General features: G+C 72.1%; 14 protein-coding genes and 1 pseudogene. 1 reads left to right on the top strand and 14 read right to left on the bottom strand.

What is annotated here, in order from left to right; genetic code table 11:
• Positions 1-65 precede the first annotated feature (65 nt).
• The 11 genes and pseudogenes from lgt to hisI all read right to left on the bottom strand — a co-directional run bounded on the left by lgt (position 66) and on the right by hisI (position 9205).
• Complete coding sequence (gene lgt, locus ACFT9I_RS27620) at positions 66-1058, bottom strand: prolipoprotein diacylglyceryl transferase (RefSeq protein WP_382568571.1); 993 nt, start codon at positions 1056-1058, stop codon at positions 66-68.
• Between the two features lie 102 nt (positions 1059-1160).
• Complete coding sequence (locus ACFT9I_RS27615) at positions 1161-2006, bottom strand: DsbA family protein (protein WP_382568569.1); 846 nt, start codon at positions 2004-2006, stop codon at positions 1161-1163.
• Positions 2007-2081: 75 nt separating this feature from the next.
• Complete coding sequence (gene trpA, locus ACFT9I_RS27610; protein WP_382568567.1) at positions 2082-2894, bottom strand: tryptophan synthase subunit alpha; 813 nt, start codon at positions 2892-2894, stop codon at positions 2082-2084.
• Positions 2891-4147 carry a tryptophan synthase subunit beta gene (gene trpB / locus ACFT9I_RS27605; protein ID WP_382568565.1) on the bottom strand — a complete coding sequence of 419 codons (1257 nt, stop codon included), beginning with the start codon at positions 4145-4147 and terminating at the stop codon, positions 2891-2893. Before trpB ends, trpA begins: the two co-directional genes overlap by 4 nt.
• Positions 4148-4283: 136 nt before the next feature.
• On the bottom strand, positions 4284-4511 hold the full coding sequence (gene trpM, locus ACFT9I_RS27600; RefSeq protein ID WP_382568563.1) for a tryptophan biosynthesis modulator TrpM: 228 nt from the start codon (positions 4509-4511) through the stop codon (positions 4284-4286).
• Between the two features lie 8 nt (positions 4512-4519).
• On the bottom strand, positions 4520-5329 hold the full coding sequence (gene trpC / locus ACFT9I_RS27595; RefSeq protein WP_382568561.1) for an indole-3-glycerol phosphate synthase TrpC: 810 nt from the start codon (positions 5327-5329) through the stop codon (positions 4520-4522).
• A 125-nt stretch (positions 5330-5454) separates the two neighbouring features.
• The gene (locus ACFT9I_RS27590; protein WP_382568606.1) at positions 5455-5892 is read right to left on the bottom strand and encodes a DUF2752 domain-containing protein; all 438 of its coding nucleotides are present in this window, start codon (positions 5890-5892) and stop codon (positions 5455-5457) included.
• Between the two features lie 284 nt (positions 5893-6176).
• Positions 6177-6416 (bottom strand): annotated as a pseudogene (locus tag ACFT9I_RS27585) (HGxxPAAW family protein); the annotation flags it as partial.
• Positions 6417-6567: 151 nt separating this feature from the next.
• Entirely contained in the window at positions 6568-7233 is a 666-nt protein-coding gene (locus tag ACFT9I_RS27580; RefSeq protein ID WP_382568559.1) for a TIGR02234 family membrane protein, read from the bottom strand.
• Between the two features lie 68 nt (positions 7234-7301).
• Positions 7302-8792, bottom strand: a complete 1491-nt coding sequence (locus ACFT9I_RS27575; protein ID WP_382568557.1) for an anthranilate synthase component I — start codon at positions 8790-8792, stop codon at positions 7302-7304.
• 11 nt (positions 8793-8803) lie between these two features.
• Entirely contained in the window at positions 8804-9205 is a 402-nt protein-coding gene (hisI, locus tag ACFT9I_RS27570) for a phosphoribosyl-AMP cyclohydrolase (RefSeq protein ID WP_382568555.1), read from the bottom strand.
• Between the two features lie 84 nt (positions 9206-9289).
• Between hisI and ACFT9I_RS27565 the strand changes: the two genes are divergently transcribed.
• A complete protein-coding gene (locus tag ACFT9I_RS27565; protein ID WP_382568553.1) occupies positions 9290-9922 on the top strand; it encodes a TIGR03085 family metal-binding protein in 633 nt (210 codons plus the stop codon).
• A gap of 38 nt (positions 9923-9960) precedes the next feature.
• On the opposite strand, the gene ACFT9I_RS27560 is transcribed toward ACFT9I_RS27565, so the two are convergent.
• The 3 genes from ACFT9I_RS27560 to ACFT9I_RS27550 are packed head-to-tail and all read right to left on the bottom strand — an operon-like array spanning position 9961 to position 12098.
• Positions 9961-11262, bottom strand: coding sequence for an MFS transporter (locus ACFT9I_RS27560; RefSeq protein ID WP_382568551.1), 1302 nt, complete (start codon positions 11260-11262; stop codon positions 9961-9963).
• A 19-nt stretch (positions 11263-11281) separates the two neighbouring features.
• Entirely contained in the window at positions 11282-11476 is a 195-nt protein-coding gene (locus ACFT9I_RS27555; protein ID WP_382568549.1) for a hypothetical protein, read from the bottom strand.
• Positions 11477-11510: 34 nt separating this feature from the next.
• Positions 11511-12098: an ArsR/SmtB family transcription factor gene (locus ACFT9I_RS27550; protein ID WP_382568547.1), complete on the bottom strand. Its 588-nt coding sequence runs from the start codon at positions 12096-12098 to the stop codon at positions 11511-11513.
• Positions 12099-12161: the final 63 nt, after the last annotated feature.

Genomic DNA, 12161 nt, shown 5'->3' with positions numbered 1-12161 from the left:
AAAGGGCCGCCGGACCCCTGAGGAGGCCCGGCGGCCTTTTCGTGGTGCGGTGTGCGGTGTGCGGGTCAGACGTTCTTGGCCGCCGCGGTGTCGGCACTGCCCTCGGCGTCGACCTTGGCGGCATCGGCATCGGCTTCGGCGTCCGCGTCCGCCTTCTTGATCGTGACCTTGTCGTCGGCGGCGTCGCCGTCCTTGCCGTCCGTGGACTCGCTGTCCTTGGACTTGCCGCCCTTGGCCAGCGTCTCCCGGTCCGGCTCGACGATCTCCTCGCGCCCCGGCCTGGTCCGCGCCGAGATCACGATGTACACGACCGCCAGCACGAAGACGACGATCGCGGTCCACACGTTGAGGCGCAGCCCCAGCACGTGGTGGGCCTCGTCGACGCGCATGTACTCGATCCAGGACCGGCCTACGCAGTACGCGGCGACGTACAGCGCGAACGCCCGTCCGTGGCCGAGCTTGAAGCGGCGGTCGGCCCAGACCACGAGCAGCGCGACACCGACGCACCACAGCGACTCGTAGAGGAATGTCGGGTGGTAGGTGCCCGCCTCGCGGTTCACACCTTCGCTGATCTTCACGGCCCACGGCAGATCGGTGGACTTGCCGTACAGCTCCTGGTTGAACCAGTTGCCCCAGCGGCCGATGGCCTGGGCGAGCACGATCGCGGGTGCGATGGCGTCCGCGTACGCGGGGAGCGGGATGCCCCGGCGGCGGCAGCCGATCCAGGCGCCGACGGCGCCGAAGGCGATGGCGCCCCAGATTCCGAGGCCGCCCTCCCAGATCTTGAAGGCGTCGACCCAGTCCTTACCGTCGCTGAAATACAGCTGGTAGTCCGTGATCACGTGGTAGAGCCGGCCGCCGACGAGTCCGAAGGGCACGGCCCAGACGGAGATGTCCGCCACGGTGCCGGCCTTGCCGCCGCGGGCGATCCAGCGCTTGTTGCCGTACCAGACGGCGACGAAGACACCGAGAATGATGCAGAACGCGTAGCCGCGCAGCGGAAGTGGTCCGAGATGGATCACGCCGCTCGACGGACTGGGGATATAGGCAATGTCCATGGCGGTTCCGACGCTACCGTGCCGGGCGGGGCCTACGGCAACCCGCCCGGCAACGTCTGGATAACGAGCCCGCGCGAATCCGGTCCCGCGCGGGCCGTCGATTCAGGAGGGGGAGGCCCCGGTGGGGGGCGGGGTCGCCGGTGCGGTGCCGGGCTGCTTGCCCTTGTTGGCCTCGGTGACCCACTTCTTGAAGTTGGCCGGGGTGATGTCCTCGCCGCCCTTCTTGGGGAAGACGGATTCACCGTTGAGCAGGACGGTCGGCGTGCCGCTGAAGCCGCCGTTCTGGAACGCCGTGTTCGAATTCACCACCCATTTGTCGTGCTTGCCGTCCTCGACGCACTGCTTGAAGCCGGGGGCCGACTCCAGGCCGTCGACCTTGCCCGCGAGCTCCAGCAGCTTGGCGTTGTCGGCGAAGGCGTCGTCGGGCTCCGGCGGCTGATTCTTGAAGAGCGTGTCGTGGTACGGCGCGAACTTGCCCACGTCCTGGGCGCACGCCGCCGCGTTGGCCGCGCGCAGCGAGCCGCTGCCGCCCATGTTGCCGTCGATGATCGTGGCGAGGTGGTAGTCGACCTTGAGCCGGCCCGCGTTCTCCAGCTCCTTGATCGTGTCCCGGAACGCGTTCTCGAACTGGCCGCAGGCCGGGCAGCGGAAGTCCTCCCACACGGTGAGGGTCGACGGCGCGTCGGCCCTGCCCACGGGGATCGACAGCTCGTCCTTGCCCTGCGCACCCGACGGGGCGAGCACGGGGCCCGCGGCGGCGCTGCCGCCCTTGTCCTTGTTCGCGTTGGTGGCGACGAGTCCGATCGCCGCCGCCACGCCCAGCACGCCCACCACCGCCGCCGAGACGATCAGGGTGCGCTTGCGCCGCTCCTGCCTCTTCTCCTGCTCACGCTGCTCCTGGAGCCGCTCTCGGGCGCTCCTCTTTGCCTCACGGTTCTTCTCGCTCACGCCACAGCAACGAACCGGGGAGGCGCGTACGCACCTCCCCGGTCCCAGGTCCACCCGTACGAGCTACCTCACCCGTCAGCGCTTGCGAACGCCTTCGGCCAGGTCGGCGGCGAGCGCGCGGACCGCCACCAGCCCCGCCTCGCGGTCGGAAGCGTCCAGCATCAGCTTGACGAAGGCCGAGCCGACGATGACCCCGTCGGCGAAGGAGGCGACCTCGGCGGCCTGCGCCGCGTCGGACACCCCGAGCCCGACGCACACCGGCAGATCGGTGGTGGCGCGGGTCCGTCGCACCAGGTCCTGGGCCTGTGCGCCCACCGACCGGCGGGTGCCGGTGACGCCCATCAGGGAGGCGGCGTAGACGAATCCGGAGCCCACGGCCGTGATCTTCGCGAGCCGGTCGTCCTTGCTGCTGGGCGCGACGACGAAGACGGTGGCGAGGCCGTGCTTGTCGGCGTGCTGCCGCCACACGTCGGACTCCTGTACGGGCAGGTCGGGCAGGATGCACCCGGCGCCGCCCGCCTCGGCCAGCTCGGCGGTGAACCGCTCGATGCCGTACCGGTCGATCGGGTTCCAGTACGTCATGACCAGCACCGGCTTTCCGGTGGCCTCGTACGCCTCGCGGACCGTACGCATCACGTCCGCGATCTTCACGCCGCCCTTGAGGGCGATGTCGTCGGCGGTCTGGATGACGGGCCCGTCGAGCACCGGGTCGCTGTGCGGCAGCCCGACCTCGACGACGTCGGCTCCGCCGTCGAAGACGGCCTTCACGGCGTCGATGCCGCCGTCGACCGTCGGGAATCCGGCGGGCAGATAGGCGATGAGCGCGGCGCGTCCCTCGCTCCTCGCGGCGGCGAGGGTGTCGCTCAACAGCTGGATGTTCCCGCTCACTTGGCGCTCTCCCCGTCGTACAGCCCGAAGTAGCGGGCGGCGGTGTCCATGTCCTTGTCGCCGCGCCCGGAGAGGTTGACGACGATCAGACCGTCCTCCCCCAGCTCACGGCCGACCTCCAGCGCCCCCGCGAGCGCGTGCGCGCTCTCGATGGCCGGGATGATGCCCTCGGTGCGGGACAGCAGCAGCAGCGCCTGCATGGCTTCGTCGTCGGTCACGGCCCGGTACTCGCCGCGGCCGCTGTCCTTGAGGTACGCGTGCTCGGGGCCGATGCCCGGGTAGTCGAGTCCGGCGGAGATCGAGTACGGCTCGGTGATCTGGCCCTCCTCGTCCTGAAGGACGTACGACCGCGAACCGTGCAGGATGCCGGGCTCGCCCGCGCTCAGCGTCGCCGCGTGCTCGCCGGTCTCGATGCCGTGGCCCGCGGGCTCGCAGCCCACCAGCCGTACGGCCTCGTCGGCGAGGAACGCGTGGAAGAGACCGATCGCGTTGGACCCGCCTCCTACACAGGCGACGGCCGCGTCGGGCAGCCGGCCCGCCCGCTCCAGGATCTGCCGCCGCGCCTCGACGCCGATCACGCGGTGGAAGTCGCGCACCATCGCGGGGAAGGGGTGCGGTCCGGCGACGGTGCCGAAGAGGTAGTGCGTACGGTCCACGTTGGCGACCCAGTCGCGGAACGCCTCGTTGATGGCGTCCTTCAGGGTGCGGCTGCCGGATTTCACCGGCACGACCTCGGCGCCGAGCATCCGCATACGGGCGACGTTGAGCGCCTGGCGCTCGGTGTCGATCTCGCCCATGTAGATGGTGCATTCGAGCCCGAAGAGCGCGCAGGCGGTCGCGGTGGCGACGCCGTGCTGTCCGGCGCCGGTCTCGGCGATGACCCGGGTCTTGCCCATGCGCCTGGTGAGCAGCGCCTGGCCGAGCACGTTGTTGATCTTGTGGGACCCGGTGTGGTTCAGGTCCTCCCGCTTGAGGAACACCCGGGCGCCGCCGGCCTCGGCGGCGAACCGCGGGACCTCGGTGAGGGCGCTGGGGCGGCCGGTGTAGTTGACCATGAGGTCGTTCAGCTCGGCGGTGAAGGCGGGGTCGCCCTTGGCCTTCTCGTACTCGACGGCGACCTCGTCGACGGCGGCGACGAGCGCCTCGGGGATGAACTTGCCGCCGAACGCGCCGAAGTAGCCCTCGGCGTCGGGGCTCAGTCCCACGGGGTCGGGAATGAAGAACTCGGAGGAATCGGAGGAAGGGGTCGTCACGGATGATCTCCTCGTGAAGCAACGGGTGGGTGCACCGTATGCGCCATGGGCGAGGCCGCCCCGCACCCCGCGTGGGCGGGGGAGGGCGCGGGTCGTGGTGACCGGGTTCTTCCGGACGTGGGTCGTCGCGACGCGGCTATGCGGTCGCGCGGTGGTCGCGTTCGGAAGGGCCTCGCCGGAGCGCGGCCCCGCGCCATCGCATCCCGTTGACCTGACCGGGTTCGTCACCGATCACGTACCGCACCCGTCGTCCGTGCACGCGCCTGGCCGGGGCCCGGCAGCCGCGCGGACGGCACCCGCGCGCCAGTGGCGCGTGGGGCACGCGCACGGCGGCCAGGGTTCCGGAGGCGGACGGGACGGGCATGCGGCGGGTCAGCTCCGACCGTGCCGCAGCGCCGGGTGGGCGCCCGCGGCGACCAGATCGGCCACCGCCGACTTGGGGTCGCGCCCGGTGACCAGGGACTCGCCGACGAGCACCGAGTCGGCGCCCGCGTTGGCGTACGCGATGAGGTCGTGCGGTCCGCGCACACCGGACTCGGCGATCTTGACGATGCCGTCCGGGATCTCGGGGGCGAGCCGCTCGAACGTGCCGCGGTCGACCTTCAGCGTCTTCAGGTCACGCGCGTTGACCCCGATGATCTTCGCCCCGGCGTCGACCGCGCGCTCCACCTCGTCCTCGTCGTGCACCTCGACGATCGGGGTGAGTCCGATGGACTCGGCGCGCTCGATGAGCGAGACGAGCGCGGGCTGCTCCAGGGCGGCGACGATCAGCAGGGCGAGATCCGCGCCGTACGCGCGCGCCTCCCACAGCTGGTACGCCGTGACGATGAAGTCCTTGCGCAGGACGGGGATGTCGACCTTGGCCCGGACGGCTTCGAGGTCGGCCAGCGACCCGCCGAAGCGGCGCTGCTCGGTCAGTACGGAGATGGCGGCCGCGCCGCCCGCCTCGTAGTCGGCGGCCAGTCCGGCGGGGTCGGCGATCGCGGCCAGCGCGCCCTTGGAGGGGCTGGAGCGCTTGACCTCGCAGATCACCGTGACGCCCTCGCCGCGCAGTGCGGCGACGCCGTCCTTGGCCGGCCGCGCCTTGCCCGCGCGCTCCTTGAGCTCGTCGAGGCTGACGCGCGTCTGCCGCTCCGCGAGGTCGGCGCGTACGCCTTCGATGATCTCGTCGAGCACACTCACGCGAGCGGCCCCCTTCCGGGAACGGTGTCGGATTCAGCCATGGATCAGGATCAGCCATGTCGATGGTATCCGGAGGAGGGCCGAGGGCCCGCATCCGCCGGTCGAGCATCCCATCACCTGGGACTTCATGGGGCGAGCGACGAGCCGAAAGGCAGGTTCCGCACCACGGTGAAGGCCAGGATCACCGCGCCGACGGCCCATCCCAAGAAGGGTGGCACCGAGACCCGGACCGGTGTGCCGCGAGCGACGCGAATCAGCCACATGAGCCAGACCACGGCGAAGACGCCGTAACCGATGACGGCGAGCGCGTTGGCACCGAGGGCGGCGGCGAGGTCACCGTGCGCGACGGCGTGGGCGCTGCGCAGTCCGCCGCAGCCGGGGCAGTAGAGGCCGGTCATGCTGAGCAGCGGGCAGACGGGGTAGTGGCCGCTCTCGTTGGGGTCGACCAGGCCGACGTAGGTGAAGGCGGCGACGACGCCGGTGAGTGTGCCCAGCGGGGCGAGGAGCCGCCGGGCGCGGGTCGCCGGGGCGGGGGCCGGGGGCGGCGCGGCGGGTACTGGCATGGCGTCCACCGGGTGATTGTCCCCCGTGGGGGCGGCAAAGCGCAGCCGGGCCCCGTACACGCGTCGTCGCCATGCGATGAGGCGCAGCCCGGCGTGGCGGGGCTGCGCCTCATGTCACGGTGCGGGACCGGGTCCGCGTTCCGCCGGCGGGCGGTGTCGCGACGATCCGGTCACGCGGCCGGTTACGCGGTCTGGCTCACCGGCTGGGGCTCCGCCTGGACGTGCGGCTGTCCGGTGGGGTGGCCCTCGCCACGCTCGCGGGCCTCGCGCTCCGCGCGGTCCAGGGACGCCCGCGCGGCCTCCGCGCGGGCCTGCTTCGCCGCTTCGGACTCCTTGACCGCGCCGAGGCCCGCGGCCCGCATGGCGAGGCCGACGATGCCACCGAGGGGGATGACCGCCAGACCGGCGACGAACCCGAGGGGGTCGGCCGCCACCATGAAGACGCCTGCGATGCAGAAGCCGATGACAGAGATGGTGACACCGGTCCAGGCGGCCGGGGTGTGTCCGTGGCTGCTGCCCGCCATGAATTCGCTCCTCGTTTGCTCATGTGCTGCTGTGGCGCCGGCATCGCGCGCCGGGTGAGTCGGACGCTCACCGTTCATTGTCCCGCACCGGTCGGCGTTCCCCTCCACGGGGTCACGACCGCGGTCACCGGCCTGATCCGAACGACAGGCCCTACCTCGTCGGATCCTCGCCCCGGTCCAGGGCCTTCCAGAGGTCCTCGGGGCGGTCGGGATCCACGGCGGGCCCGGCGGCCGGCTTTCGGACGCGGGCGGGCCGCGGGGTGCCGTCACGCTCGTAGCGGCCCGACATGGTCGGCCAGTGTGATCCGTATCGCAGGGCCAGCAGCCCGGCGAGCAGGATCAGCAGGCCGCCGGCCGCCGTCACGTAGGGCCAGGCGGTATGGGTGAGGGCGTCGATGGTCGCGGCGGTGTCGCCCGTCGTACGTGCGGCCTTGTCGTCGAGCGCCGCGCTGTCGGTCGCGCCGACGAGCGCGGCGACGGTCGCGCCCGCGCCGCTGAGGGCGAGCAGCGCGGAGACCAGCAGCCGGCCGGCCGTACGGACGGCGAAGACGGCGACGAGGGCGGCGAGGCCGACGACGGCGAGCGCGGCGGGGACGCCGGTGACGTCACGGCCTCCGGCGTCGAGCGACACGCTGCCGCCCGCCACCACGGCGCTGCCCTCGGCCCAGGTCTGGCCGGAGGCGATCAGCACCACGGCGGAGCCGGCGGCGCCGAGGAGGAGGGCGACGCCGAGACTTCGTCCGGCACGCCTTCTCGTGGCGTCCGCCGCGGTCTCGGCGCGGGGCTGGGGAATGGGTACGGCTGTCACCCGCCCCACTATCCCCTACCGGTCCGGGCCACCTCGGACGGGCCTCCCTGCGGGCTGCCTCAGGAGCCGGACAGCCTTCAGGACGCGGACAGCCGGTTCGCGGTGTGCACCGCGCGCAGTACCGCGGCCGCCTTGTTGCGGCACTCGGTGTCCTCGGCGACGGGGTCGGAGTCGGCGACGACGCCCGCGCCCGCCTGGACGTACGCGGTGCCGTCCCGGAGCAGGGCCGTACGGATGGCGATGGCGGTGTCGGAGTCGCCCGCGAAGTCGAGGTACCCGACGCAGCCTCCGTACAGACCCCGCCGCGAGGGCTCCAGTTCGTCGATGATCTGCAGGGCGCGCGGCTTCGGGGCGCCGGAGAGCGTGCCGGCGGGGAAGCAGGCGGTCAGGACGTCGAAGGCGGTACGGCCTTCGGCGACGCGGCCGGTGACGGTCGAGACGATGTGCATGACGTGCGAGTAGCGCTCGACGGACATGAAGTCGACGACCTCGACGGTGCCGGGTTCGCAGACCCGTCCCAGGTCGTTGCGGCCGAGGTCGACGAGCATCAGATGCTCGGCGCGCTCCTTGGGGTCGGCGAGCAGTTCGTCGGCGAGGGCCTGGTCGTCGTGCGGGGTCGCGCCGCGCGGGCGGGTACCGGCGATGGGGTGGACCATCGCGTGCCCGTCCTCGACCTTGACCAGGGCCTCGGGGCTGGAGCCGACGACGTCGAAGCCGTCGAAGCGGAAGAGGTACATGTACGGGCTGGGGTTCGTGGCCCGCAGCACCCGGTAGACGTCGAGCGCGCTCGCCTCGCAGGGGGTCTCGAAGCGTTGCGAGGGGACGACCTGGAAGGCCTCGCCCGCCCTGATGCGCTCCTTGATGTCCTCGACGGCCTCCTGGTAGGCCACGCCGCCCCACAGCGCGGTGTACGGCGGCAGTTCGGACGGCGGCAGGGCGGTGGGCACGCTGTCCACGGGGCGCGTCAGGTCGCGCTCCATGGCGTCGAGCCGGCCGACGGCGTCCGCGTACGCCTCGTCGACGCCCGTGTCGAGGTCGTTGTGGTTGATCGCGTTGGCGATGAGCAGGACGGTGCCGGAGCGGTGGTCCAGGACGGCGAGGTCGGAGGTGAGCAGCATCGTCAGCTCGGGCAGGTGGAGATCGTCGCGGGCGTGGTCGCCGATCTTCTTCTCCAGCCTGCGGACGACGTCGAAGCCGAGGTAGCCGACCATGCCGCCGGTGAAGGGCGGCAGGTCGCCCTCGCGGTCGTGCGGGGTGTGCAGGGCCTCCACCGTGGCGCGCAGGGCGGCGAGCGGGTCGCCGTCGACGGGGACGCCGACGGGCGGGGTGCCGAGCCAGTGGGTGTGCCCGTCGCGCTCGGTGAGCGTGGCGGCGGACCGTACGCCGATGAAGGAGTAGCGCGACCAGGAGCGGCCGTTCTCGGCGGACTCGAGGAGGAAGGTCCCCGGGCGTTCGGCGGCGAGTTTGCGGTAGAGACCGACCGGGGTGTCGCCGTCCGCGAGGAGCCTGCGGCCGACCGGGATGACGCGGCGGTCGACCGCCAGCTTGCGGAAGGTGTCGAGATCCATGGCAGCGGAGCCTAGTCGGCGGCGGGGCCGGTCCCGGACGTCGGCGGCAGGATCACGTCGGCGTCGAAGCAGGTCCGGTCGCCGGTGTGGCAGGCGGCGCCCACCTGGTCGACCTTGACCAGGACCGTGTCGGCGTCGCAGTCGAGCGCGACGGACCTGACGTGCTGGACATGGCCGGAGGTGTCGCCCTTGACCCAGTACTCACGGCGGCTGCGGGACCAGTAGGTGCCGCGTCCGGTGGTGAGGGTGCGGTGCAGGGCCTCGTCGTCCATCCAGCCGAGCATCAGCACCTCGCCGGTGTCGTACTGCTGGACGACGGCCGGAATCAGCCCGTCGGTGCCGCGCCTGAGCCGGGCGGCGATGGCGGGGTCGAGGCCACTGGTGGGGCCTGAGCCCTCGGTCGCGCTGGTCATGGGCCCATTGTGCCGCGCCCGTCCCGCCCCGGGCCTCGGACGTCCACTGGGCGGACGGCGCGCGGCAGTCGTACGCTGGCAGGTATGTCGACCCATGCAAAGCGTGAACGACTTCTGCTCGCCGACCTGTTGGAGTCGTCGGGACCCGACGCCCCGACCTTGTGCGAAGGCTGGACCGCCCGGGATCTCGCGGCACATGTGGTGGTGCGCGAGCGCCGCCCCGACGCGGCGGGCGGACAGCTCATCGGCCCGCTCAGGAACCGGCTGGAGCGGGTGCAGGGCGAGTATGTGGCGAAGCCGTACGAGGAGCTGATCCAGCTCATCCGTACGGGGCCGCCGCGGATGTCGCCCTTCGGGATCAAGCAGCTCGACGAGGCCGCGAACACCGTCGAGTACTACATCCACGCCGAGGACGTACGGCGGGCACAGCCCGACTGGACGCCCCGCGAGGTGGACAAGGTCTTCTCGAACGCCCTGTGGGCGCGGCTGGAGAAGGGCGCCCGGATGATGGGCCGCAAGTCGCCGGTGGGTCTGGTGCTGCGGCGTCCGGACGGTCAGACGGCGGTGGCGCACAAGGGCTCTCCGGTGGTGACGGTGACCGGGGAGCCGAGCGAGCTGCTGCTCTTCGTCTTCGGGCGGCAGGACGCGGCGCGGGTGGACGTGGAAGGCGACAAGGAAGCGGTCGACAGGTTGCAGCAGGCGAAGCTCGGGATGTAGCGGGCCCGCCGGCCGGTTTGGTCAGCTGGTCGGTTCGTTCAGCCGCCGGGCAGTTCGGCGCGGCGCAGCTGGGTGAACGCCAGGCCCAGCGCGCCGCCCGCCGCGCAGACCACGGCGCTGACGACGAAGACCGGGCCGGTGCCCCAGAGTCCGACGGCGGCGCCGGTCACCGGGTAGCTGAGCGGCGCGATGCCGAGGGTGAAGAGGGTGGACACGGATGTCACCCGGCCGAGGTACCCGGGCTCCGTGACCGTCTGGGTCAGCGCCCCGCACAGTCCGCCGCCGAGCCCGGCCAGCAGTCCGACGAAGAGGCCCGCCACGGCGGCGAGGCCGACGGTGGGCACGAAGGCCATGGCGCCGATCGCGAAGGCGCCGGCGACGACGGACAGACACAGGACGAGGCCCGCGCGCGGGAGGCGTCCGCGCACCGCCAGCAGCAGTGAGGCGGCCCCGGCGCCGACGCCGAAGACGGCCACGATCCAGCCCATGCCGCCGGCGCCCCAGCCCCGGTCCTGGGCGAGCAGGACGAGGCCGACGTTGAGCGGGCCGACGAAGCCCAGCTCACTGAGGGCGATGACGAGCATCAGCGGGCCCAGGACGCGGTGGCGGCGGATGTAGCGCAGCCCGTCGGTGAGTTCGTGCCAGGCGCTGCCGCTCGCGGTGCCCTCCGCACCGTCTTCTACTGATGCCGCTTTGTCGCGGGGCAGGGGCGTCATCCGTACGGCGATGAGCAGCACCAGCGACACCGCGAAGAGCGCGCCCGCCGCGGCGAACGCCGCCGCCGAGCCGCCGAGCGCGACCAGGAGCCCGCCGAGCGGTGCCCCGGTGACATTGGCGGCGCGCGCCGCGAGGCCGCGCAGTCCCTGGACCCTGGCGAGCTGGCCGGGGCCGGTGATCCGTGGTGGCAGGGCGCCGACCGCGGGCAGGAACAGGGCGTCCACGACGCCGAAGACCAGGGCCACCGCGATCAGCAGCCAGAGGCCGGGCGCGGTGAGGACGAGGACGGCGGCGATGCCCAGGATCACCACGCAGCGCGCGGCGTCGCTGCCGATGACCACGCGGCGCGGGCCCCACCGGTCGGCGAGGACTCCCCCGCCCAGCATCAGGAGTGCCCGTGGCACGGCGCCGACGGCCAGCACGAGGCCGGTCTGGGTGGGGCTGCCGGAACGGGCGGCGGCCCAGGCCAGCGCCATGTAGTACACGCTGTCGCCGACCATCGACATGGTGTACGCGGCGAGCCAGCGCAGGACGTTGGCGTCGCGGTGGGCGGGCCGCTCGGGCGCCGGCGTAACAGTGGCTGAGGCCGAGGCTGAGGTGGCGGCGGTCGGGAGCGCGGTCATGAGCGGCGTGGACCTTCCGTCAGGCGATTCGGGCGGGACGTACGTGCGGGCGGTGTACGAGGCGCAGGCCCAGATCGACCAGGAACCAGCCCAGCAGGCGGCGGAGGTGACCGTGGGTGCGCGCCCCCACGCGGGACCGCCGGAACCGGTCCGCCTCCGTACGGAGTTCGGCGGCGCGCAGGGCATGCAGCTGGAGGTGTACGTCGGTGTGCATGGCGTGGGCTCCTTCCGGAGTGGAGGGGTGGGGGCTACTGGCGGAACGGGAATCCGTAGATGTGCAGCGCGACGTTCTCGCGCCCTTCGGTGTCGCCGGCGTCCTGCTCGGCCCGCGCGGCGTCCGTGTGCCGCTTGATCAGCTCGTGCATCTCCTGGCTCAGCCGGGCCAGCTCCTCGTGCGTGAACGGACCGAGGAACTCGCTGCTGAAGGCGGCGCTGCGCCACTCCGGCGCCCAGGCCGACTGGCTGTCCATGTAGGCGCGGTACAGCTCCCCGCGCTGCTCGAACGACATCCGGCCGATGGCGGCGTGCGTGGCGACCTTCTCGGGTGCGTCGCGGAAGTCCTCGTCCCGGAAGCTCAGTCCTTCGGACGCCGTCCGCCACCAGCGTTCACGCCCGTCCTTGCCCTGCTGCGGCGCCTCCTCGATCAGACCGTGGTCGGCGAGCTTGCGCAGGTGGTAGCTGACGAGCGAGACGGCCTCGTCCACCTGCTCGGCGAGCTGCGACGCGGTGGCCGTACGGGAGACGAAGAGCGCGCGGTAGAGCTTCATCCGCAAGGGATGACCGAACGCCTTCAGCGTCGCCAGGTCGTCGATTCTGCGGGAGTCGTTGGCTGCCATACCCACCAGCGTAGATACACAAGGAAAGTTGCGCAATATAGATTGCGCAATAAATCTTGCAGA

This window comes from Streptomyces sp. NPDC057137 (assembly GCF_042670825.1).
Classification (GTDB): Bacteria; Actinomycetota; Actinomycetes; order Streptomycetales; family Streptomycetaceae; genus Streptomyces.
The sequence above is the reverse complement of the archived record's forward strand: the minus strand, read 5'-3'. Positions and strand labels throughout refer to the sequence as shown.